This is a genomic window from Companilactobacillus sp., from assembly GCF_022484265.1.
Taxonomy (GTDB): Bacteria; Bacillota; Bacilli; order Lactobacillales; family Lactobacillaceae; genus Companilactobacillus.
In genome coordinates this window covers 1,472,745-1,496,011 of the sequence record NZ_JAKVLR010000001.1, presented here as the reverse complement: position 1 = coordinate 1,496,011, position 23,267 = coordinate 1,472,745, and the positions used below count along the sequence as shown (strand labels likewise).

The window sequence follows — 23,267 nt, the reverse complement described above, 5'->3', positions numbered from 1 at the left end:
AGTCATGACATAGTTGAAATATAGTCTAAAAATTAACAACCAGCAATTTGGATTATTGAATAATCATTATCGAAATTAATTGGTATTTATCTGATTGTAAAAAGTAGACTTGGATTAATAATCAATTTATAAGTGACTCCAATTTTTTGTCCGGGAAAATTAACCAAAATAAAAAAGATGCTAGGTATCTAGCATATTTTTAGAATTAAACATAAATTTTTGAAATTAAAATTGAAAAATCAGTCCATCAAAGTTTGATATTTGATTGCGAAAAATAAAATGAGCAAATAAACTCAGAGAATCAAACTTGTTGTAAAACATAAATTGATCGTTGGAAATTTAATTGAGCAATGTAGAAGTTAAAATATTTGTTAAAAAAATAAATAACGAATTATTTATATTGATATCTCTAATATTTTTTACAAGTATAGTTATCCTGCGAACTTCAATCCGACCACGGCAAAGATTATCAAGAAGATGAAAAGAACGCGGACCCAACTTCTTGGTTCATCAAATAACCACATATTCATGATGGCACCACCGGCAGCACCGATCCCAGTCCAAATTGAATATCCAATCGACATCGGGATGGTTTGCAAGGCGATGTATAAGAATCCCAGGCTGAGGACGAATGACAATACCATCGCCACGATAGCGTGACGATTCTTTTTTTCGGTGTAAAACCCTAAGAAAGTCACGCCGGACATTTCACCTAAACCGGCTAAGATCAAAAATATCCAATCCATCAGTGAGCCCTCTTTTCTTCATAGTCGGTGACGAGCTTCAATCCGATGACACCGATGGTCAAGAGGACGACGAAAATCAATTTGACCCAACTGAAAGCTTCGTGAAAAATCAGAACTCCAGCGACCACGACAAATAATGATCCTAAACCAACGTAAACCGCATAGGTAGTTCCGGCGGGGATGTTCTTGCTGGCATCGATCATCAAATAGAAACTCAAGATGATGATTGCCACGATAATTAATGTTCCTATTACGGAATGTATGTGTTTCATTGCTGAGACCCAAACGACTTCCAAAACGGCTCCGAGTAAAATTTCTAGCCAACTTCTTCTCATACGCTCACCTCAAAATGAAAAGGCAAACCGCCTTAGTCGGTTTGCCGCATAGTCTGTAGATTATTTTAATCTATTTTTTCAAGGTCGGCAATCAAATCAGGTCGATGGTAAAAAATACAATAAAATCGTATGAAAAAATAAATTCGGCATTGTAACGTTTTCATTCGACAAATCAATTGACTACCTTCGGAAAATCAGCTAACATGACTATAAATTTTACCCGGATAACGGGCAATAATATTATAGGAGGATTTCTTACATGTCGGCATGGGATACAAAATTTGATAAAAAAGGTTTTACGTTTGATGATGTTTTATTGGTACCTGCAGCAAGTAGCGTGCTACCAAATGACGTTGATCTATCAGTTCAATTGGCTAAAAACATTAAATTGAACACACCTATTTTAAGTGCAAGTATGGATACAGTTACCGAAGCACCAATGGCAATTGCTATGGCTCGCCAAGGTGGTCTTGGTGTTATCCATAAGAATATGAGCATCGAACAACAAGCAGATGAAGTTTTGAAGGTAAAGCGTTCAGAAAATGGCGTTATCATCGATCCAATTTATCTAACAGTTGATGCACCAGTCAGTGCAGCTGAAGACTTAATGAGAACTTATCGCATCAGTGGCGTTCCAATCGTTTCAAACACAGACGAGTTGAAACTAGTTGGTATCATCACTAACCGTGATCTACGTTTTATCAACGACTATTCAGTTAAGATCGATTCAGTTATGACACGTGAGAACTTGATCACAGCTCCAGTTGGTACATCGTTGACAGATGCAGCCAAGATCTTGCAAGAACACAAGATTGAAAAATTACCACTCATTGATGGCCAAGGTCGTCTAGGTGGATTAGTAACAATCAAAGATATTGAAAAAGTTAAAGAATTCCCCAATGCCGCTAAAGATCAATATGGAAGATTACTCGTTGCTGCCGCAGTAGGTGTAACTAGCGATACTTTTGAACGTGCCAGTGCTTTGCTTGATGCTGGTGCAGATGCAATTGTTATCGATACAGCTCACGGACATTCAGCAGGTGTATTACGTAAGATTTCTCAAATTCGTGACGAATTCCCAGATGCAACATTGATTGCCGGAAACGTTGCTACAGCAGAAGGTACCAAGGCACTTTATGATGCTGGTGTTGATGTTGTTAAAGTTGGTATCGGACCTGGATCGATTTGTACCACAAGAATCGTTGCCGGTGTCGGTGTTCCTCAATTGACAGCCGTTTATGATGCTGCAAGCGTGGCTCATGAATACAACAAGACAATTATCGCCGATGGTGGTATCAAGTACTCAGGTGATATCGTTAAAGCTCTAGCAGGTGGTGGAAATGCCGTTATGCTAGGTTCAATGTTAGCCGGTACTGATGAAGCACCTGGTGAATTTGAAATTTATCAAGGACGTCGATTCAAGACTTACCGTGGAATGGGTAGTTTAGCCGCCATGTCACACGGTTCATCCGACAGATACTTCCAAAGTGGAGTTAACGAAGCTAACAAGTTAGTTCCAGAAGGTATTGAAGGTCGAGTAGCTGCCAAAGGCGCAGTTGGCGACGTGATTTATCAACTATTAGGTGGACTACGTTCAGGAATGGGATACGTTGGAGCAGCCGACTTGAAGCAATTGCAAGACGCACAATTCATCCAAATCTCAAACGCCGGACTAAGAGAATCACATCCACATGACGTAACAATCACTAAGGAAGCACCAAACTATTCAACAAAATAGAGAGAGTGTGGAAAACAACGGGAGCTTCCGAGCATTGCCTAGGATATGACTTATTGCGATTTGTGCAATCAGCCATATCCGTAGCAAGCGGAAGAAGCTGTTGTTTGTAACTAGTTTCAAAAAAGAGAGTGGCAACCTTGGTTGTTCGTTGGCGTAGCCAACACTTCCAACGGTGGCGTACGCGACCAGAGGGAGACGTACGTTCCATTAACCTTAATCATAGTTTCAATCCAAAAAGAGTTAGGAAATCCTGTCGATTTCCTAACTCTTTTTCTATTCTAAGATTTTTTATTGCTTTGGCTGGCTACTCCAAACTCCAAATCCTGCGGTAACTGGAATGTTTTGACCGGTGATTGATTTGGCGCCATCGGTTGTCAAAAAGTACATTGTCTTTGCAACGTCTTCTGGTTCAACTAGTTTCTTCATCGGACTTGCTTCAACAAATTCATCGATAACCGATTGAGGATTTTGCTGGAACATTGGTGTATTAGTTGGTCCAGGATTAACGTTGTTAACTCGAATTCCATATTGACCATAATCAAGTGCCATTGATCTGACTAAATTGACGACAGCACCTTTGGCAGCATTATAAGCAGCCATGTTGTAGTCGCCCATGAGCCCTGAAACAGAGGCAGTATTGACGATAACGCCAGATTTTCTCTCAATCATTGATGGCACGAAGTATTTGGCCATCAAGTAGATTGATTTTACATCGATGTTCATGATCCGATCCCAATCGGCGGTCTTTACTTCATGCAGCATTCCACCTGTGAATACCCCAGCATTGTTTAGTAGCGCATCGGCATAGTCAAAATTATCAGCAACGGATTTGGCTAATTTCTCAACTGATTTTTCATCGGAAACGTCAGTTTGAAAAAATTTAACTTGTTCTGTCGAATATTTTTTAGCTAATTCATCAGCCTTTTGTTGTCCTTGTTCTTGATTATAGTCAGCCATAGCGACATTCCAATTGTGCTCGAGGAATATTTTGGTAGCAGCTAATCCCATTCCCGATGCAGCTCCAGTAATTACAACAGTTTTCATGATGATTCTCCCTTCAGATTCGGAAGTTTAGAAGAATTCGTTAGTGATCTCTTGACTGCTTTTAGCCAATTGTTTGGCGATTTTCTGTAATTTGGTCCGTGGCAAGCTTTGAAAAGTTCCTGATAGACCAAATGAAGCGATAACTTGATCGTCTCTAAAAATTGGCACAGCCAAACAACGAATTCCCAGACTGCTTTCTTCATCATCCAAAGCGAAACCAGTATTCTTAATGACATCTAAGTTTCGTTGAAAAATATTTTGGTCGTCCAGCGTATATTTCGTACCCACAGTAAAACTTAAATCGTTAAGGATCTTGTGTTGAGAATCCTTGGGTAAAAAAGCGACAATAGCTTTGCCCAAGGCACTCAGATGGACTGTAGTAACGTTTCCAAGGACTCTAAATTCCGAAAATCCAGAATCTTTAGGAAATACTTGCGTGATCACAACATTACTTTTGTCGAGGATACCAATAAAGGCAGTCGTATCGAATTTGTCCAAAATTTTGTTAGATACTGGGATCGAGATTGGATTCAGTGACGATGATTGTTCTAATCGACTGTGAAAATCAGCATGAACTAACGAATAGCGTAGTTGAATTTTTTTCACGCGATGTTCCTCGATCAAAGTCGCTAGCAATCGATAAGCGGTGCTTTTATTGATGCCCAATTGTTTTGAGATAGCGGTCAAAGATAAACCACTAGTTTTTTCTAACAAATCTAAGATTCTTAAACCATTTCGCAATGTAGATGATGAGTCAGTCATATTCTTCCTTCTATCTGTAAGGTAATTGTTTTTGTAATAGTTGCCAAAATTATCTGTAAAATTTCATATATTGAAACTTTTTTTAATAACAATATCAAATTCGACATAATTAAATGCCTCAATCTCGTTGTAAAAATATAAAATATCGCATATTCTAAAGGGTGAATGTATTGAGGATACTTCTGGAGGGTATGTATATGAAAAAAATCAAATTTGTTGGAATCACTGCTGTAGCACTTTTGGCAGTTGCTCCAATCACAGCTGGCTTGACTACTGAAACTGCTCAGGCTGGTCTGATCAGCGACATCTTCTCAAATCCAACTGTGTCAGCTGAAGCCAACGCCAATGTTGTTTCTGCTGTGAATGGATTAAAGAATCAAACTTATGATGAAAGCAACCCAATGCCTATTACGGCTGAATTCCAAGGCGTTGCTGGTTTAACTGAAAGTGGATTGGGACTTTCACCAGTTCAATTTTCTAGCGAAATCGTCAGCATCAACAGTGGCATGGACGATGCTGCTACCTCAGCTATGGCCAATTCTGGTGCTCAAAAGTTAAAGATCTACGTTTCTGGTACAAACGTTAAAGCTGATATGCAAAAAGCTTATAACAAGGGAAATGGAAACAAGTTCTCATTTACCGTTACAGTTAAAAATGGCGACAACGTTTTAACAACTAAGAAACTCACATATACTAATAATACTAAGGTATCTGACGACAGTACTACGACGCCAACTACACCAACAACTCCGACTTCTGGATTGACTGATGTCACAGATTTGAAAGGCTACAATGAGATTACTTTAGATGGTCCAAGCAGTCACATTTATTCATTGATCAGTTTAGCTGGTAAAAAATCTAATCGTGGATTAGCTGGAGCAACTGATTGGTATACTGATAAGTCAGCTAAAGATGCTAGTGGAAATACTTACTACCGCGTTTCAACTGACGAGTGGGTCCAATTAGCAACAGGTGCAACACTTTCAACTCGTTAATATAAGTCATTATAAAAAGCATCATCTTGATAAATTTCAAGATGATGTTTTTTTGTTGACAAGGTGAGTAAATGCTCATATACTCTAGTCAATAAGTAAGTAACTATTTACTCACCTAATAAAATTCATGAAATTAGAGGTATTGATCATGGAGCAACCATTAGTATCAATGAAGCAGATCGTGAAAACTTTTGGCGACCAAGTAGTTTTAAACAAGATCGATTTTGATATCCCGGCTGGCATCATCGTTGGATTGATCGGACCATCTGGAGCAGGTAAGTCAACCGTAATCAACGTGCTATTGGGTATGGAAACGCCACAATCTGGAACAGCGACGATTTTTGGCGAGACAATGCCTAATCGTAAATTGTTGAGTCGAATCGGCTATATGGCACAGACAGATGCTTTATACGAGCAACTTTCTGGTCGAGAGAATTTAAAATTTTTTGCCGACATGAAAGGGATTGAACCAGCTGATGCCCAAAGACAAATTGAACACGTGGCTAAAGTGGTTGAATTAACTAACGACTTGGATAAACGTACCAGCGGTTATTCTGGAGGGATGAAGCGACGTTTATCGTTAGCAATTTCCATGCTTGGAAATGCTGATTTATTGATTTTGGATGAGCCGACTGTCGGAGTTGACCCAGCCTTACGGAAAAAAATCTGGGCTGAGTTGCATCGCTTGCGAGATCAGGGGAAGACTATTTTAGTTACGACTCACGTTATGGACGAAGCCGAATTAGTCGATGATGTAGCCATGTTGATTGGTGGCAAAATGCAAGCTTATGACAAGCCAGCAATATTAAAAGAACGTTATCACGAAGATACGATTGAAAATGTCTTTTTAAAGGTGGAGAGTGAAAATGAGAAGAACGTTAGCCATAGCTAAAAGAGTGACATTAGAACTCTTAAGAGATAAGAGAACTTTAGCATTGATGTTTCTGGCACCGATTTTGATTTTAACTTTGATGAAATTAGTTTTTACCGCCAACACGACGACCAACGTCAACCTAGCAACGGTCAACGTTCAGTCAAGTTTGGTCAAGCAGATCGACAAGATGTCGCACATTGATACGCACAATTATTCCAGTCAGGCCAAGGCCAAGAAAGCTCTGAAGTCTGAAAAAGTCGATGGGATCATCCAGTCAAAGAGTGACGGCTTTCATGTGACATACGCCAACACTGATCCTTCAAAAACGGCTGCAACTAAGGCTGCTTTGAATACATCAGTTATGATCAACAACATGCAGGAGCTGAAAACTACGTTGACGAAGATTCAGTCACAAATGCCAGCTCAGGCACAGGCCAATCAGCCTCAGCAAAAGCGGACCAAGACCAAGATTCACAACAGCTATGTTTACGGCAATAAGGACACTAACTTTTTTGACAAGATGTTGCCGATCTTAATGGGATTCTTTGTGTTCTTCTTCGTCTTCTTGATTTCAGGAATGGCCTTGTTGAACGAAAGAACTTCCGGAACTTTAGGACGACTATTAGCAACGCCAGTCAGAAGGTCAGAAATCGTGTTTGGATACATGATCTCTTATGGATTTCTCGCTATTTTTCAAACTTTATTGATCGTCTTGTTCACGATTTACGTTCTGCAAGTCGAAGTGGTCGGAAATATTTTGAATATTGTGATAGTTAATGTAATACTAGCCTTTGTAGCTTTAGCATTTGGTATTTTGATGTCGACCTTTGCCAAGTCAGAATTCCAAATGATGCAATTCATTCCGCTTGTAATTATTCCACAAGTCTTTTTCTCAGGAATCATTCCACTAGATACAATGGCACATTGGGTCCAATACATCGCCTACATCTTGCCACTGAAGTATTCCGGAGAAGCAACCAGCGACATTGTGATGAGTGGTAAAAATCTTTGGCAAGTCATGAATCCAATTTTAGTCTTGTTGCTATTTTTAGTGATTTTGACCATGGCCAACATCCGCGGACTAAGACGCTATCGCAAAGTGTAGAAAGGATCTGATCTCATGACAGAAGAATTAATGGCAAACGACTTTAAAGCCTGGGTCGATCAAGCCGATATGCCCAAAGGTAAGAAAAAAGTTATTATGGCTGGACTGAAGCTTTTCTCTGAAAAAGGTTTTGAAGGCACATCAACGCAAGAAATCGCCACAGAATCCGGCATGAGTCAGGCCACGATTTTTAAATATTTCAAGACCAAAGATGATCTCTTAAAATTTATCATCACTCCAATAATGGAAAACATTGTTCCGCTTTACGTAGTTGAGTTCAAAAATGAATTGGAAAATAAAAAGGCTAATCTAGAGGACTTAATAAAGTTCGTCGTCCACAACCGTTATCAATTTTTGGTAGATAACAAAGAAGTCGCCTTGATAGTGCTATCAGAGTTATTGACCAAAGAAGAAATCAAGTCTCAGTTTGTCAAGATGATGACCAGCAGAGGGCCTTCGATAGTCGATACTTTCCAAAAGTTGATGGATCAGACAGGAGAAGTGAGACCAGGATTGACCCCAATCGAAATCATGCGATTAGTGGTTTCACAGATTTTGATCTACTTCATTCAGAATTATAAAATCTTTCCAGGACGAAAAGAGACTGATGTTGAAAAGGATCTCCAAGTAATCGAAACGATGATCATAAACGCAATAAGAAAGCCTACCAATTAATTTGGAAGGCTTTTTTGGGTAATTGGACTTTTGTATAGGCGGTATGCGGGCCGACTCCGGAAGGAAATCGATTGCCCTTGTCGGCCGGAACATGGTGAAGACACTTTGAGCTTTTTTCACAGACCGAAAAAATCTCAAAGCTGCCTTTTGTCCTAAGCTGGCGTCGTCGCCAGCTAACGACAATGTCACCATTGGGCCGGGGCATCGATTTCCTTCCTCCGTCTAAATAGAGTTACGTCAAATTCTCTAAATATAGAGAAATAAGGTATGCGGTCTTTGTTTGCAAAAGATTGGAGTTGGTCGGTTCACTTCAGTATTTAACTATGTTCGTCGGGCTTTACCCGACTCAATCTCATTAGTTCCAAATGAGATATATAAATAGGGTACTATTTCCTTATATGTCGTGGTAGAAATTTGTATTGTATTTGTTGTGGCCGACACTAGTAGTGAACCGACCTAATTTTATTTTTTTCAAACATAAATCACATTCCTTCTTTCAAACAACAAAGAGGATTTTGATTTAATACTGTTTAGATGGAGGACGGAAATCGCGTGGGGACCAAATGCTGAGATTATCCTTAGCAATTTATTGCTTAGGATAAGACCAAGCTTGAAGACAAGCCGTCACGCAGTGACACTTGGCTCCAAGTTGTGTCCAGCATGTCACGGATCCCCGAAAGCGATTTCCGTCCGGAGTCGGCCCGCATACCACCTATCAAAAAAGTTTAAATAAGCAACAAAAAAAGCCCGCCAAACGGGCTTTTCTCATACAATTAATTAATATTATTCTTATTCAAATGACTATGACGATAGCCATAACCAAAGTAGATTACTAATCCGATCAACTGCCATACTGCGAACATTTCCCAAGTAAATGCCTGCAATTGAACTAACAAGTACAAGCAAGCTAGGAACGCCACAACTGGGAATACTGGATAAAGTGGCACTTTAAATGCTGGTTCCAAATCCTTAGTATTCTTATTTCTGTTTAAGAATAAAACACCCAAAGAAGTGGACGAGAAGGCTAATAATGTACCAACGTTAACCAATTCAGTGATCTTATCCAAAGGTAAAATAGCTGCGACTAATGCGGCAATCAAACCGAATAAAATTGTTGAACCGGTTGGGATGCCGGCTTTATTTAACTTGTTCAAGTTAGTTGGCAACAAGCCGTCACGACTGATCGAGTAGATCAAACGAGTTCCACCATAGACGATAACAATCAAAACAGTTGTCATTCCCATGACAGCACCAAGCGAGATGATTCCGGCGGCCCAGTTTTGATGAAGAACACGCAAAGCATAGGCAACAGGGTCCGAAACGTTTAGTTTAGTGTATTTAACGGCACCAACTAAGGCAAATGAAACCAGCCCATAAAGAACTGAAACGATCAGCAATGATGAAATGATACCAATAGGCATATTGCGTTTTGGATTTTTAACTTCTTCACTAGCGGTCGAAACTACGTCGAATCCTAAGAAGGCGAAGAAGGCAATTGAGGCACCTTTACCGACACCAGTCCAGCCATATGGCAAGAGTGGATCGAAGTTTTTAGGTTGAAAGAAGAATAGTGCTACAACTACGAATAAGATGATAACGAAAATTTTAACGTATACCATGATCGTGCTAACACGAACTGAATTTTTTAAACCTTGTAGGGTCAAGACGACAACTAAAAAGACCACGATAAAGGCAATCAGGTCAAAACGTCCAGCAGGATTGCCGGCAGTCCCAGCAGCTGATTGCAACATTGGTGGCAAGTGAATGCCAAATCCAGTCAGCAAGTTTCTAAAGTAAGCTGACCAAGAAACGGCAACTGATGAGGTTGCAAATAAGTATTCGGCAACTAGTGACCAACCAATGATCCAAGCAATGATTTCGCCATAAATAGTGTACGAATAAGTGTAGGCACTACCGGCTAGAGGGATGGTCGATGCAAATTCAGAGTAACAAAAGGCTGCCCCAATACACACGATTGCAGCTAAAAGATAGGTGAAGATAACACCTGGTCCGGCGTAATTTGCGGCGATGATACCTGGAGTGATGAAGATACCAGCACCGACGATCACACCAACCCCCATGATGATGAGATCCCAAGCACTCAATGAGCGAGTCAACTTTTTATTGGATGCTAGTGCGGAGACGACATCCTTTTTTTGAAATAAATGCATACAATACCCCCTGTGAAACGTGCTAGAAGAACTAGTTAGTCCAGTTCGATTTTTTAAAAAATCGATTCTTACTCAGTTGCTAAATTACTCTTACGATGACCGTAGAAGAAGTATAGGATCAACCCGATCGTGGTCCAAACTCCAAATATTTCCCAAGTGAATGCTTGTAAGTTTGCCAAAAGATAAGCACAAGCTAAGAACGAAATGATTGGGAACCATGGGAAGAAAGGAACTTGAAAGGCGTGATCTAAGTCGCGTGTATTCTTGCTCTTTCTCAACAAGATGACGCCGATCGAAGTGATTGCAAAGGCGTTTAAGGTCCCGACATTAACTAATTCAGCGATTTTATCGATTGGCAAAATTGCTGAAGAAAAGGCTGAAACTAGTCCAAACAAGATCGTACTAGTAGTTGGAACGTGTTTCTTATTGATCTTGTGCAAGCTAGTTGGCAACAAGCCGTCACGACTGATTGAGTAGATCAAGCGAGTACCACCGTAGATAACAACGATCATAACGGTCGTCATTCCCATAATGGCACCTAATGAAATGATCCCGGCAGCCCAGTTTTGATTCAAGTACTTCAAAGCGTAAGCAACTGGATCAGCCACATTCAACTTAGTGTACTTAACTGCACCAACTAAAGCAAAACTAACTAAAGCGTAAAGTGCCGAACAGATCAAAAGTGAAGAAATAATACCGATTGGCATAGTCTTCTTCGGATTTTTAACTTCCTCACTTGCGGTCGAAATAATATCGAACCCAACAAACGCGAAGAAGGCAACTGAGGCACCCTTACCAATACCGCCAACGCCATAAGGCAAGAAAGGCTTGAAGTTAGAAGGCTTGATGTAGAACAATGCGATGGCGACGAATAAGAAGATAACGACTAACTTAACGCCGACCATGATCGTATTTAGTCTGACTGATTCATTTAATCCTTGTAATAACAAGAAGGTTATCAGCAAGACGACGATAAAGGCGATAATATCGAATCGCCCGCCAGGGTTTCCTGGAGTACCAGGAGCTGACTGTAAAACTGTTGGTAATTTGATCCCGAATCCTTCAAGCAAACTTCTAAAGTAAGCTGACCAAGAAACGGCAACTGTGGCTCCGGTAAACATGTACTCAGACAATAGAGCCCAACCTACGAACCAGGCGATGATCTCGCCAAAGGTTGAATAGGCATAAGTGTATGCACTACCAGCCAACGGGATCGATGATGAAAATTCTGAGTAACAAAAAGCTGCACCAGCACAAACTAGTGCGGCTAATAGATAAGTGAAAATAACGCCAGGTCCAGCATATTTAGCGGCAATAATACCAGGGGTGATAAATATTCCGGCTCCGACGATAACACCAATTCCCATGATGATCAGTCCCATTGGTCCGATAGTTCTTTGTAAAGTCGGCTTTTCCAACAAGGCGGCTTTAACATCTTTTCTTCTAAACAGGGATTTGAACATTAAATCCCCCTCCATTCTGTAACTAGAAACGTATAATTCTCCAGTGGATTTGATCATAAATATTCCAAAATAATTACTGCAAAACAACACCCCAATTTGGAATTCTTTAAGGTTAAATTATAGCACATGTTAATGAGTGAATTATTAAAAATTCAAAACGATTTTGATTGGAAATACAATGGCATCAATGGTCTAGACAAAAACTGAATATTAAAGAAATGGTCGTTCATACTTATTTTTCAATATTGATGGATACTTGAAAAAGTTTCAGAAATATAAAAGTCAAATCCAATGAAATATTAAATTTAAATTCTAACTAAATTTTCGTATTAGAGCTAACCACTAGTATTGATGGCACTAGTTTGGCAAAATTTTACTTACAACGGTTTTCTGAAAATAATCAAATTATTAATGAAAATAGATAATGATTTTGAGGTAACAATGTGAGTAAAAAAGATAAATTATTTTTAATTGCGGTAAATGTACTGTTATTCGTTTTGATGATCTATCCAATTTTTCTTGGTGGAATCATTGGTGGATACGATCCTGGATTTCATATGGCTAGGATCCACGCCTTAGCGACTAACTTAGCAAGCGGTCATTTTCCCAATCCAATTGGTTTTGAATATTTGAATGGATTTGGATACGGCGTCGGATTTTTCTATGGAAATTTTTTCCTATATCCCTTTGCGGTTCTGGACCTATTAGGCTTGTCCGCTTATCGAGCTTATATTTTATGTCTGATGACATTTGTGCTCGCCAACATTATTTCAATCAATTTGGTTGTCCATAAATTATTCCATAACGCTTGGGCAACGATAATTTCGGGACCGCTGTATTTAGGCTCCTTTTACTTTTTTCAAGTAATCTATATCAGAGCTGCCGCTGGCGAACTGATGGCATTTGCAATCATTCCATGGATCTTGTTGGGTCTATTTAAATTGTTGCAGGGCGAGTCAAAATACTGGCTTGTCTTAGGGATTTCTTTTAGTGCACTATTAGTGACGCACATTTTGTCGTTTCTTATTTTACTGGTAACTGCAGCGATATTGGTGTTGTTGAATTTTGTGACCTTGGTCAAAAATAAAACCATTTGGCAGTCATTTTTAAAAGCTGGAATTTTAGCACTGGGGTTATCCAGTTTCTTCTTATTTTCTTTTATTCAACAATATATAGCTCAACCATACGTCAGTACGGCGGTTGACCAATATGGCAATAAATTGATTATCCTATACTCGATTTGGATGAAAAATCACTTTTTCGATGCCACGATTTTTTCATCGATGAATGGGCCAGTTCTATTTTGGGGACTGATGGTCTCGTTAGTTTATTATCTAATCAAAAATCACGGGCTATATTTTCAAAACAAGATCATCATGCAGTCGTTTATAATTGTGTTTCTATTTGGGTCATTGATCTTGTCGCCCAATTTATTGCAGGTCGCTGTGCATCATTTTAAACCGATGATCTTATTGCAAAGTATCACGCGCGTTAATGTCGTCATTTTGCCGTTATCAGTTTTTATTATTGCGAACTGCTTTGGTCAGTTAATGACGAAATTGCCTAAATATCATCACCAAATCATTACTGGATTGATGGCAGGACTTATCTTGCTGTCAATCATGGTACCAATCAAGCAAAACCTGCACGACGTTGAAGCACGCAAAGGTCCGATTGCGGATTGGAGCATTAGCTTGGGCGAATATGAACCGAAGGCGTTTATGAAATACAATACTGATCACAACTTTCAAATTTCACCCAAATCGTTGGAAAAAAGCGAAGGCTTTAAAATCACTGAAAATAACCATCACCATGCAGTGGTCTCAATTTCTGACAATCAAGGCGAACGTGTAATGATGTTGCCGAGAATTTATTATCGAGGCTTGCAGGTAAAAACTTTTTATAATGGTAAAAAAATTCAAAACTCGGCGATTTCAAAAAATGGCTTGGCAGCTGTCAAACTACCGGCAGACTTTGAATCCGGTCAGGTGGAAATTCAGTATTCTAGTACTGTACTAGCAAGGTTAGGCTGGCTGATCAGTTTGTGTACGCTTGTCCTTTTAATGGTTATTGTGCTTCGAAAAATATCTATACCTAAAGTCGAGTGACTAGTTCACAATGATCCCTCCAATAATGATAAGCTGAATATGAATACCACGCAGGAGGGATATCAAAGTGAAAATAGATTTTGACAAACTAAACGACCGTCGCGGGACTAATTCTTCGAAATGGAACGTTGGCGAAAACGAGTTGCCAATGTGGGTAGCTGACATGGACTTTCAGACAGTTCCAGAAGTTATCGACGCTATGCAACAAGACGTTGCTCGAGGAATTTTTGGCTACCAATACGTCCCAGATGAATACTATCAAGCAGTGAAAGATTGGGAAAAAGTCGAACACAATTTTGATGTTGATCCAGATTGGTTAACTTTTACCACTGGTGTTATTCCGACGATTGGAGACATTTTGCGTCATCTGACTGATGCTGGGGATAATGTCTTGATCCAAGAACCAAACTACAATTCATTTTATAAAGTGATCACTAACAATGGCCACCAAATTTTGAACAACGAGTTGATCTACCAGGATGGTCAATATTCGATCGACTGGACTGACTTAGAAGAAAAATTGAGCGGTCCGCAAACGACCTCGATGTTCTTGTGCAATCCGCACAATCCATCAGGTCATATTTGGTCAAAAGATGATTTGGAGAAATTGGCTAAATTAACGAACAAATACAATGTGCTAGTTATTTCTGACGAGATCCATGGAGATATTTTGATGCCAGGAAAACAATACACTCCATTTGCTTCATTGGACGAATCATTGATCCAAAACAGTATTTCATTAGTATCGCCAAGCAAGACTTTCAATTTGGCTGTATTGCACGCTGCTACGGCAATTACACCAAACGAAAATCTTCGCCAACGTTTGCAAGTTGCTGTGGGAACTAATGGACATGATGAACCCGGAGTTTTAGCCATCAATGCATCGATTGCCGCCTATACTAAAGGCCATGATTGGCTAGATCAGTTAAGAGAGTACGTCGGCAAAAACCGTGAGTTGTTGACGGAATTTGTTAAAGACAATCTGCCTGATGTGACTGTCGTCAAGGGGGATGCTACTTATCTTGCTTGGATCGATGTTACTAAGATCAGTCACGACTCTGCAGAATTAAATGACTTTTTACGTCAAGAAACTGGTTTGTATCTGGCTGAAGGTACTAAATACAAGGGAAATGGCAACGACTTTCTCAGAATGAATCTTGCAACTACTCGTAGCCGAGTCGAAGATGGATTGAATCGTCTCAAGACGGGATTAGAGAAGTATCAAGCTAAACATTAATCAAAGAATGGGCTTTGCTAATTGAGCAAGCCCATTTTTTGTCTCATTTAAAATAATTTTTTTATAAAATATTGAGCGAATTATGTCATATTTGAATGCTAATTTAGGGTTAACAAGTTATTTTCAAATTAGCAGGTGCATGATCGTGAAGAAGAATGAAAAAATAATCTTATGGATCGTCGATGTTTTGCTGTTTGTCTTGATCATTTATCCAATATTTCAAGGTGGATTGATTGGTGGATATGACCCAGGATTTCATATGGGACGAATCCAATCGTTGGCAAATAACATCGCAAGTGGTCATTTTCCGAATCCAATTGGGTTTGAATACTTAAATAAATTAGGCTATGGCGTCGGTTTCTTTTATGGAAACTTCTTTATTTATCCGTTCGCTATGCTGCATCTCTTGGGTCTGAGCGTTTATCATTCCTATATCGCCTACATCATGTTTTTTGTAGGGATGAGTATTTTTTCAATCAATTTTGTCATGCAGAAGCTGTTTCAAAACTCCTGGGCTACGATCGTCTCTGCACCGCTATATCTGACTTCTTATTATGTGATCGAAGTCATTTATCTACGGGCAGCAGCCGGCGAATTAGCAGCCTTTGCTATCATTCCTTGGGTTTTGTTGAGCATCTTCAAATTAGTCCAAGGCAAGACTAAATATTGGATTCCACTGTCAGTATCGTTAGGACTGCTGTTAGTCACACATATATTGTCGTTTTTAATCACAGTCGCCACGATCATTATCATCGTATTGTTGAATATCCCAACCGTGTTCCGTAAAAAAGTTATCTTGTGGTCACTCGTCAAATCTGCACTATTATTCTTAGGATTGACCTGTGTATTCTTACTGCCATTTCTTCAACAGTATTCGGCACAAAAATTTGTCAGCACCTCTGTCGATGGCAACGGGAACTATTTGATTTTAGTGTATTCAGTTTGGATGAAGAATCACGTCTTCGATATTGAACAGTTCAACTCGATGAATGGAACGCTCTTACTAGTCTTGTTAGTTGGTTCCTTGTTGTATTATTTGTTCAAAAACAAAGGCTTTCATTTTAAAAACAGACTAATCTGGCAGTCATACGTAGTGATCCTTGTATATGCTTCACTGATTGTTTCGCCTGACTTGTTGCAGTTTGCAGTTAAATCTTTTAAGCCACTGATCATGCTTCAGGTTATCACTAGGGTGAACGTCATCATCTTGCCGCTGCTAGTATTTGTTACTGCAAACGTCTTAGGGGAAATATTAAGTTCGTTGAAATTGTCCAAATATGCAATTGTCCCAGTGGGATTAGCATTGTTGGCCGTTTTGACCGTTATGGTACCCATCAAAAGCAACTTGCAGGAAGTACGCTCACGTGAACAAGTTATACCTAAATACAGCATTAGTATGGGCGAGTATGAGCCACGAGGTTTTATGACTTATAATCTCAAAAATAATAGTCAGGTCACGCCCAAATTTTTAGCAAAGAAACAAGGATATTCCATCACAGAAAACAATCATCACGAAGTACAGATAAAGTTGGATACGCCAAACGATCGTACGGTATTATTACCAAGATTATTTTACAAAGGCTATCAAGTGACGACTAAATATGCCGGGAATACGCTGAAGTCTGAGGCGGAGTCAAAAAATGGTTTAGTATCAACAACATTGCCACCGGATTTTAAATCGGGGACGATCACAGTTAAGTATCAAACGACTACGCTTGGCAAGATTGGCTGGGCCGTCAGTCTTGTGACTGGATTAATAACTTTACTAATCATTTTTAAACGGTCAGTTGTAAAGATTATAAAAAATGGGCTTTTAAAAAAGCAAAGTTAGATATATGTTTAAGTCTGAACCTCGAGTCCGTGGTACGCATTGACGTACATTGAGCGCAAGTCGCTCTAGCAATCTGTTCTGTGTGAACAGGTTGCTTTTTTTATGCTCCATAGGCACTTTAAAGTGCGTACTATTTTTCTATTATGATGCCGTCTACAATGACCTTGTTGAAAAAAATAAGTGAGGTAATTGATCAATGGCAACACAATATAATTTTTTAAAACCATATACTTTTAAAAATGGCGTAACAGTCAAGAATAGAATCGTTATTCCTCCAATGACGGAAGCGGCTGCATTGGAAAATGGTGCCATTTCTCAAGATGAGTTGAGATATTTTGATATTCATACTGGTGGCGTAGGGATGTTCATCGCCCCTGTAATGAATGTTTCTGATGATGGAAAGGGATTTGAAGGTGAACCTTCAGTCGCTGATGACAAGTTCATGCCAGGCTTGAAAAAATTAGCTAATACTATGAAACAAAATGGGACTAAGGCTATTTTACAAATTTTTCACGCTGGTAGGATGTCGAACTCTAAAATTTTGCGTGGAGTTCAACCTGTCTCCGCAAGTGCGGTAGCGGCATTGCGCCCCAACGCTGAAACACCTCGTGAGTTGACTAATGACGAGATCGAACAAATTATCGAAGACTTTGGACAAGCAACGCGTCGTGCTATTCAAGCTGGATTTGACGGCATCGAATTACACGGTGCCAATACATATTTGATGCAACAATTCTTCTCACCACATTCAAATCGTCGTACAGATAAATGGGGTGGTAGCTTAGAAAACAGAATGCGTTTTGGTTTGGAAATTATCAAGCGTGTTCATCAAGCAGTTGAAGAATATGGCGATGACAAGTTTATTGTTGGTTATCGAATTTCTCCAGAAGAGATCGAAGAACCAGGAATCAGATTAGATGATACTTTGAAGTTTATCGATGTCTTAGCAGATCAACCAATTGACTATCTCCATGTTTCAATGGGTTATGCTTGGAGAGCTTCATTGAACGATAAGTCTGATACAGAACCGATCGTGTTGAAGATCAAAGAGACTGTTAATGGTAGATTGCCATTGATTTCGGTTGGGTCGATCGAAACTCCGGCTGATGCTGAAAAAGTTATTGATGCCGGGATTGATTTTGCGGCGATTGGTCGTGAGTCGATTCGTGATCCTAAGTGGGTTCAAAAGGTTGAATTGGGGCAAGAGGATTCTATTAACTATCAATTGTCTCTTACTGAATTGGACGAGTTGGGGATTAATTCGGCTTTCTTGGATTTCTTGTATGCTTTGAATGCTGACTTGCATTTGGTTGGGTCGGATCGACCTAAGGATGATTTTGTGCATAATATGGGAGGAGTTGAAGGTAACTAGGGTTTTTCTGGATTGGCGGTGTGAGGGCCGACTCCGGACGGAAATCGCTTTCGGGGATCCGTGACATGCTGGACACAACTTGGAGCCAAGTGTCACTGCGTGACGGCTTGTCTTCAAGCTTGGTCTTATCCTAAGCAATAAATTGCTAAGGATAATCTCAGCATTTGGTCCCCACGCGATTTTCGTCCTCCGTCTAAACAGAGTTACGTCAAATTCTCTTTTTATTTTGAAAGAGGGTATGCCGTCCTTGTTTGCAAAGGATTGGGGTTGGTCGGTTCACTCTTAGTTTTAGTGCGTTCGTTGAGCTTCGCCCAACCTCATATCTCACTTGTTCCTCGTGAGATAAAATTGGTTCACTCTGAATATGGTTAATTACTCGTTGGGCTTTTGCCCAACATCGTCTCCGTGTGAAAAGTCGTTCCTTATCGTAAGACTCAAAAAGTCTGCCAATTTTTTTGGCAGGCTTTTTGTTATTGCTTGGAAATTATCACTATATATCATAGTATATTTATATAAGTGATAATTTCTAACTAATAGATGGGGTAATCATGAAAAAAACTGTTTTGGTTGGTTCTTTAATTTTTTCCATGTTGATTTTGGGGTTATGGTTTCAGCGTGCTCATACGACTACTAGTGCTATGACTAATGATCGAATTGAGATTAAACAAAATAGGTTGAAATGGCAACATTTGACTGCCAAGATGGCTCATCCGAAAACTAGTCTTTCTAATGATGAATGCGGGGTTGGGCCGGCTTCTAATTTGGAGACTTTGAAGTTGTCTAGCGATTATTTGATTGGTGGGACTGTTTATAATCTTGAGCGGATGCCACAAAGCGATGGTCGGGCGGTCACTCGGGTTACTATCAAGGTCGACCGGGTTATCAAGGGGGAGCGTAAGCTTCGCGGCAAATTTATTAAGACTGCTATGAATAGTGGCATTATTCGAGATTCTGGCAAGGATGTTCTAATTGAATATGACCAGTATCCGTTGCCGATCATTGGGTCTAAGATTATTACTGGTATTTATAAAAACAAATCAAATATGGCTGACAGAACGCATATTAAATATCTTAAGGCTAATGGATTGATGGGTTCAGACGGATATGGTATTCACGATCAAGCATATAATGTCTGGATCAAAAATGTTGGGGCTGACGATTATCACCTCAACAACTCGGCTGTGATCGATCGTAAGAGTCCGGAATACTTGTTTCCAGTATCTGAAGATTTGTTGACGCTGACGGATGTTATCAATCAAAAATTTAATAAATAAACGGAATTGCCCTGATGGACAATTCCGTTAGTCATTCTTTCGTCATATAAATTACTTCATGTAGATTTCCGTAGGAAGTTTCAGTGGTAGTCGTATATTCTGTTTGGCTGAATCCAAACGATTCATAAAATTTTTGAGCCGGTTCATTTTTTTCTAAAACGGCTAAGTAGATTTGGTCGTACTGGGTTTTTAGTTTGTGGAGTGATCTGGCTAAAAGAGACTGGCCGACTCCGCCTGACTGCCATTCAGGCAAGACGTAGATCGAATAGACTTCGCCCATATCAGGAAATCTTTCATCGCGTGATTGGCCATATGTGCAGACGCCGATAATTTTATTTTGTTGGGAAACAGCGATATACGTGCTGCCAACTAACTTTTCAGGATGCCAAGTAATGGTTTTATCAAGACTGTCCAGATATTCTTGCGGGATCATGCCTTGATAAGAGGTTTTCCAAGTCTGATAATAAACGTCTTTGACTGCATCAAAATCAGTCGCCCCATAAGTTCTTTTGATAACATAATCTTTCATGGTAATCCTCCTAGATCTTTGAATTAAATAGTTTGGAAAATCAATCAAATTAAGCGTGGTGAGTACTTACCACCTACCTTGAAGTATATCAATTATCTAGCGTTTTGTATGCGGTTTCAATGAAATGATTTAATCTAAATTTTGACAAAAAAATAGACGCCGATTTTTTAAAAAATTAGCGTCTGTTGAAATTATTTGATTATCATCATTAAAATTGGCACTACGATCAAACTAAGCAAAGTGGTTTCAGTAACCATGATGGCTGCATAGTCTGAATCAGCACCGTACAAACGTGCCACAACAGGGGCGTTTGTCATAACGGGCATGGCTGATTGGATAATGAAGACTTGCTTCATTAATGCGGGTCCAGGGATGAAAATGAAGAGGACTGACATTAAGACTGGGGCCATGATAAAACGACCGAACAAGATTCCCAGGTTGTCTTTGTGGAAGCTGACGTTGGTCAGTCCAGCGTGCGCAATCGATATACCAATGAAGATCATTGATAGCGGAATGGTCAAATTACCCAGATATTGAAAGTCGGTCATCAAAAATCCTGGTAGGTTGATGTTGAACATGACCAAAACTAGACCAATCATAAAACCAAGTAGCGGTGGTGAGAAAACTTTCCCTAGCGTTTTCTTCAAACTGAACTGGGCAGATTTTTCACCATCGGCTTGGATCAAGTAGGTACCAAGCGTCCAGAAGAAAGTCGTGTTTGCCATGTAGTAAACCAAAACGTAAGGCAAACTCTTCGTCCCAAACAAAGCCATGTTGACTGGAAGTCCAACGAAGACCGTATTTGAGTTGAAGAACATTGACGAGAATAAACCTCGTTTACCTTTTTCAATATGAAGAACTTTGATCATAACCCAAGAAATACCAATCAAAATTGTCATCGACAAGACTGGAATAGCAAGGTCAGGCAAGAGTTTGACCAATTTACCCGCAGTAAAGTCGTGCGTGATCGTGTAGATCATGTAAGTTGGCAAAGCTACTTGCGTAACGATTTTGGCAATTAAACTAGTGGCACTATCGTTGAACCAGCCACGCTTGGCCAAATAATAACCAACCGCGATAAGTCCGATAATGATCAGTATTCCTTGAACACTTTGGACAAATACTCCCATACAAAAAACTCCCTATCAAAAATTATATAGTGTCTATGTTACGCTTTTAATTTTTGATTGGGAGCCATTTTTAATAATTTTCTAATTTTAAAAGAGAATAAATAGTATTTTTAGTAATGTAGGCGCAAACAATTTTGTGCAATAACAAAAACCAGTAAAATTCATTAATTATTAAGTCAAAATATTTTGAAATTGTTTCTTTTATGAATTGAATATTTAAATAATTGTTCTTTACTTTAACGGTTGAAAATATAAATTTTAAATATTACCATGAACGTAGAGATCAAGTTTGGAGGGCCCGAGGAGTAGGTTCCAAACTAACAAAGCCTCAATTCTGCGCACAGAATTGAGGCTTTTGTTTTCTTAAAATAATATTATGGGGAAGTTAATGAAGCTAAAAAATTCAAAACCGTTTAAAACTCACAATCAACAATTACAAATTTTGCGAAGTCGTGGTTTGTTCGTGGAATCCTCTGCGAAACGTAGTCTAGAACAGTTTGGATATTATTCAATAATAAATGGATACAAGTGGCTATTTCTTCAAAGAAATTCCAATGGAAAAATAATTAAACCTGAGCGATACATTAAGGGGGCGACATTTGGTGAAATTCAAAATTTATACGACTTTGATAAGAAGCTTAGATCGATTTTATATGATTCGTTGTTAGAATATGAGGCTAATTTGGGAGCTGAAATATCCTATCGATTTTCAGAAAAACATCCTGAAGAGCATTCTTATTTGGCAATGGATAATTATTCCAGAGATCGATCGGCAGTATCATCGGTTGTAGGTACAATCAGTTCATTATCGAATGTCATTAAACGAAAATCTGCCAGGGGACAAGAAAATAATGCTATCAAACATTATGTCAATAATCATGGACATGTCCCATTATGGGTTTTGGTCAATTTTTTAACTTTTGGTGACCTAAATTATTTTTATGTGAATGCTGAAAAGGATATTAAAATTACAATTGCGGAAGATTTTTCCAAAAAATATTATCGATCTTATAAACAACGAATAAAAATAAATACTGATTCAATTGAGGCCATAAATCATATTGTTAATCATTTTCGAAATGCGGTTGCACATGGGGAAATAACCTATTCGAAATATTTAAAAAAAGGTCCATCGTTTCGTAATATAAAAAGGAACTTGGAATTAACAAACTATGAAATATCTAGTCAAAAGGGAGTTTTTGAATTAGTTTTAGCCCTTAAATTAGTTCTGAATAAGAGAGACTATAGTATTTTAAAACGTAGGTTATTAAGCTTACTTTCGGAATATGACAATAAATTTGTATCAGTTGAATTTGGAGCCATATTGCACGATATGCACATTCCGAGCTATTACCAACAATTATTATAAAAAAACTTAATTTATCATGATGAAAGACTCGTCATAAAAAAACTCCAAATCAAAATTTTCGTAATTTGATTTGGAGTTTCTGTTAATCATTATTCTAAATGTAGTGTGATTTATTGATTAGTCGGCGTAATCCCAATCGATGTTGTCAACATCAGAACTGATGATCCATTCATTGGTTGAAACTCGATAATATCTGAGAATTACATCATTTTTATTAGGTGCAGTCTTATATTCATCTGTGTACCACTTTGAGCCATTGGATACACTACGTGTGTATGAGATATGTGGAGTGTCCCCGTTGAAGGTATAAAGATGTACTACTGGTTCATAACCATCGCTCCATGCTCGGAGAGTTCCAGTTGCATGAGTTACAGTTCCAACTGGAATATCAAAGTTACTTGATGCTTGTGCTTCGTGAGCCTGTGTTAGATGAGCCACTGGTCCAATTGCAAAGGTTAAAACTGATACTGTTGCAAGAACAGCTGATAATGCTTTAAATTTCTTCATAA

General features: G+C 39.0%; 20 protein-coding genes. 11 read left to right on the top strand and 9 right to left on the bottom strand.

Annotation, left to right across the window (positions count from 1 at the left end):
• Positions 1 to 431 precede the first annotated feature (431 nt).
• Complete coding sequence (locus tag LKF16_RS07245; RefSeq protein WP_291470054.1) at positions 432 to 746, bottom strand: DMT family transporter; 315 nt, start codon at positions 744 to 746, stop codon at positions 432 to 434.
• The gene (locus LKF16_RS07240) at positions 746 to 1,081 is read right to left on the bottom strand and encodes a DMT family transporter (RefSeq protein WP_291470052.1); all 336 of its coding nucleotides are present in this window, start codon (positions 1,079 to 1,081) and stop codon (positions 746 to 748) included. The genes LKF16_RS07245 and LKF16_RS07240 overlap by 1 nt, the downstream gene beginning before the upstream one ends.
• Positions 1,082 to 1,340: 259 nt before the next feature.
• Between LKF16_RS07240 and guaB the strand changes: the two genes are divergently transcribed.
• Positions 1,341 to 2,819: an IMP dehydrogenase gene (gene guaB / locus LKF16_RS07235; protein WP_291470050.1), complete on the top strand. Its 1,479-nt coding sequence runs from the start codon at positions 1,341 to 1,343 to the stop codon at positions 2,817 to 2,819.
• 288 nt (positions 2,820 to 3,107) lie between these two features.
• Here guaB and LKF16_RS07230 read toward each other — a convergent pair whose 3' ends face one another.
• A complete protein-coding gene (locus LKF16_RS07230) occupies positions 3,108 to 3,863 on the bottom strand; it encodes an SDR family NAD(P)-dependent oxidoreductase (RefSeq protein ID WP_291470048.1) in 756 nt (251 codons plus the stop codon).
• Between the two features lie 27 nt (positions 3,864 to 3,890).
• Entirely contained in the window at positions 3,891 to 4,625 is a 735-nt protein-coding gene (locus LKF16_RS07225; protein WP_291470045.1) for an IclR family transcriptional regulator, read from the bottom strand.
• A gap of 197 nt (positions 4,626 to 4,822) precedes the next feature.
• Here LKF16_RS07225 and LKF16_RS07220 point away from each other — a divergent pair, with 197 nt between their 5' ends.
• The 4 genes from LKF16_RS07220 to LKF16_RS07205 all read left to right on the top strand — a co-directional run bounded on the left by LKF16_RS07220 (position 4,823) and on the right by LKF16_RS07205 (position 8,274).
• The gene (locus LKF16_RS07220) at positions 4,823 to 5,620 is read left to right on the top strand and encodes a hypothetical protein (RefSeq protein WP_291470043.1); all 798 of its coding nucleotides are present in this window, start codon (positions 4,823 to 4,825) and stop codon (positions 5,618 to 5,620) included.
• A 148-nt stretch (positions 5,621 to 5,768) separates the two neighbouring features.
• Entirely contained in the window at positions 5,769 to 6,512 is a 744-nt protein-coding gene (locus LKF16_RS07215) for an ABC transporter ATP-binding protein (protein WP_291470041.1), read from the top strand.
• The gene (locus tag LKF16_RS07210; protein ID WP_291470039.1) at positions 6,487 to 7,599 is read left to right on the top strand and encodes an ABC transporter permease; all 1,113 of its coding nucleotides are present in this window, start codon (positions 6,487 to 6,489) and stop codon (positions 7,597 to 7,599) included. The genes LKF16_RS07215 and LKF16_RS07210 overlap by 26 nt, the downstream gene beginning before the upstream one ends.
• A 15-nt stretch (positions 7,600 to 7,614) precedes the next feature.
• On the top strand, positions 7,615 to 8,274 hold the full coding sequence (locus LKF16_RS07205; RefSeq protein WP_291470037.1) for a TetR/AcrR family transcriptional regulator: 660 nt from the start codon (positions 7,615 to 7,617) through the stop codon (positions 8,272 to 8,274).
• A gap of 773 nt (positions 8,275 to 9,047) precedes the next feature.
• Here the strand turns inward: LKF16_RS07205 and LKF16_RS07200 are convergent.
• Together LKF16_RS07200 and LKF16_RS07195 are read right to left on the bottom strand one after the other, a co-directional pair.
• A complete protein-coding gene (locus LKF16_RS07200; RefSeq protein WP_291470035.1) occupies positions 9,048 to 10,445 on the bottom strand; it encodes an amino acid permease in 1,398 nt (465 codons plus the stop codon).
• A gap of 68 nt (positions 10,446 to 10,513) precedes the next feature.
• Positions 10,514 to 11,908, bottom strand: coding sequence for an APC family permease (locus LKF16_RS07195; protein WP_291470033.1), 1,395 nt, complete (start codon positions 11,906 to 11,908; stop codon positions 10,514 to 10,516).
• Between the two features lie 443 nt (positions 11,909 to 12,351).
• Here LKF16_RS07195 and LKF16_RS07190 point away from each other — a divergent pair, with 443 nt between their 5' ends.
• The 5 genes from LKF16_RS07190 to LKF16_RS07170 all read left to right on the top strand — a co-directional run bounded on the left by LKF16_RS07190 (position 12,352) and on the right by LKF16_RS07170 (position 19,730).
• The gene (locus tag LKF16_RS07190) at positions 12,352 to 14,016 is read left to right on the top strand and encodes a hypothetical protein (protein WP_291470031.1); all 1,665 of its coding nucleotides are present in this window, start codon (positions 12,352 to 12,354) and stop codon (positions 14,014 to 14,016) included.
• Between the two features lie 67 nt (positions 14,017 to 14,083).
• Positions 14,084 to 15,253 carry a MalY/PatB family protein gene (locus tag LKF16_RS07185; protein WP_291470029.1) on the top strand — a complete coding sequence of 390 codons (1,170 nt, stop codon included), beginning with the start codon at positions 14,084 to 14,086 and terminating at the stop codon, positions 15,251 to 15,253.
• A 145-nt stretch (positions 15,254 to 15,398) separates the two neighbouring features.
• Positions 15,399 to 17,084 carry a hypothetical protein gene (locus LKF16_RS07180; RefSeq protein ID WP_291470028.1) on the top strand — a complete coding sequence of 562 codons (1,686 nt, stop codon included), beginning with the start codon at positions 15,399 to 15,401 and terminating at the stop codon, positions 17,082 to 17,084.
• A gap of 196 nt (positions 17,085 to 17,280) precedes the next feature.
• On the top strand, positions 17,281 to 18,456 hold the full coding sequence (locus tag LKF16_RS07175) for an NADH-dependent flavin oxidoreductase (protein WP_291470026.1): 1,176 nt from the start codon (positions 17,281 to 17,283) through the stop codon (positions 18,454 to 18,456).
• Between the two features lie 548 nt (positions 18,457 to 19,004).
• A complete protein-coding gene (locus tag LKF16_RS07170) occupies positions 19,005 to 19,730 on the top strand; it encodes a hypothetical protein (RefSeq protein WP_291470025.1) in 726 nt (241 codons plus the stop codon).
• Positions 19,731 to 19,761: 31 nt separating this feature from the next.
• Here the strand turns inward: LKF16_RS07170 and LKF16_RS07165 are convergent, their stop codons facing one another.
• Positions 19,762 to 20,259 (bottom strand): GNAT family N-acetyltransferase, encoded by a 498-nt coding sequence (locus LKF16_RS07165; protein ID WP_291470023.1) that lies wholly within the window; start codon positions 20,257 to 20,259, stop codon positions 19,762 to 19,764.
• A 191-nt stretch (positions 20,260 to 20,450) separates the two neighbouring features.
• Positions 20,451 to 21,389 carry an AEC family transporter gene (locus LKF16_RS07160; RefSeq protein WP_291470022.1) on the bottom strand — a complete coding sequence of 313 codons (939 nt, stop codon included), beginning with the start codon at positions 21,387 to 21,389 and terminating at the stop codon, positions 20,451 to 20,453.
• A gap of 388 nt (positions 21,390 to 21,777) precedes the next feature.
• Between LKF16_RS07160 and LKF16_RS07155 the strand changes: the two genes are divergently transcribed.
• A complete protein-coding gene (locus LKF16_RS07155; protein ID WP_291470021.1) occupies positions 21,778 to 22,758 on the top strand; it encodes an Abi family protein in 981 nt (326 codons plus the stop codon).
• Between the two features lie 117 nt (positions 22,759 to 22,875).
• On the opposite strand, the gene LKF16_RS07150 is transcribed toward LKF16_RS07155, so the two are convergent.
• Complete coding sequence (locus LKF16_RS07150; protein WP_291470019.1) at positions 22,876 to 23,265, bottom strand: hypothetical protein; 390 nt, start codon at positions 23,263 to 23,265, stop codon at positions 22,876 to 22,878.
• Between the last annotated feature and the right edge of the window lie 2 nt (positions 23,266 to 23,267).

Coding starts and splice junctions, on each gene's coding strand:
- LKF16_RS07245 (WP_291470054.1), bottom strand. CDS start 746: ATGGATTGGATATTTTTGATCTTAGCCGGTTTAGGTGAAATGTCCGGC.
- LKF16_RS07240 (WP_291470052.1), bottom strand. CDS start 1,081: ATGAGAAGAAGTTGGCTAGAAATTTTACTCGGAGCCGTTTTGGAAGTC.
- guaB (WP_291470050.1), top strand. CDS start 1,341: ATGTCGGCATGGGATACAAAATTTGATAAAAAAGGTTTTACGTTTGAT.
- LKF16_RS07230 (WP_291470048.1), bottom strand. CDS start 3,863: ATGAAAACTGTTGTAATTACTGGAGCTGCATCGGGAATGGGATTAGCT.
- LKF16_RS07225 (WP_291470045.1), bottom strand. CDS start 4,625: ATGACTGACTCATCATCTACATTGCGAAATGGTTTAAGAATCTTAGAT.
- LKF16_RS07220 (WP_291470043.1), top strand. CDS start 4,823: ATGAAAAAAATCAAATTTGTTGGAATCACTGCTGTAGCACTTTTGGCA.
- LKF16_RS07215 (WP_291470041.1), top strand. CDS start 5,769: ATGGAGCAACCATTAGTATCAATGAAGCAGATCGTGAAAACTTTTGGC.
- LKF16_RS07210 (WP_291470039.1), top strand. CDS start 6,487: ATGAGAAGAACGTTAGCCATAGCTAAAAGAGTGACATTAGAACTCTTA.
- LKF16_RS07205 (WP_291470037.1), top strand. CDS start 7,615: ATGACAGAAGAATTAATGGCAAACGACTTTAAAGCCTGGGTCGATCAA.
- LKF16_RS07200 (WP_291470035.1), bottom strand. CDS start 10,445: ATGCATTTATTTCAAAAAAAGGATGTCGTCTCCGCACTAGCATCCAAT.
- LKF16_RS07195 (WP_291470033.1), bottom strand. CDS start 11,908: ATGTTCAAATCCCTGTTTAGAAGAAAAGATGTTAAAGCCGCCTTGTTG.
- LKF16_RS07175 (WP_291470026.1), top strand. CDS start 17,281: ATGGCAACACAATATAATTTTTTAAAACCATATACTTTTAAAAATGGC.
- LKF16_RS07170 (WP_291470025.1), top strand. CDS start 19,005: ATGAAAAAAACTGTTTTGGTTGGTTCTTTAATTTTTTCCATGTTGATT.
- LKF16_RS07165 (WP_291470023.1), bottom strand. CDS start 20,259: ATGAAAGATTATGTTATCAAAAGAACTTATGGGGCGACTGATTTTGAT.
- LKF16_RS07160 (WP_291470022.1), bottom strand. CDS start 21,389: ATGGGAGTATTTGTCCAAAGTGTTCAAGGAATACTGATCATTATCGGA.
- LKF16_RS07155 (WP_291470021.1), top strand. CDS start 21,778: ATGAAGCTAAAAAATTCAAAACCGTTTAAAACTCACAATCAACAATTA.
- LKF16_RS07150 (WP_291470019.1), bottom strand. CDS start 23,265: ATGAAGAAATTTAAAGCATTATCAGCTGTTCTTGCAACAGTATCAGTT.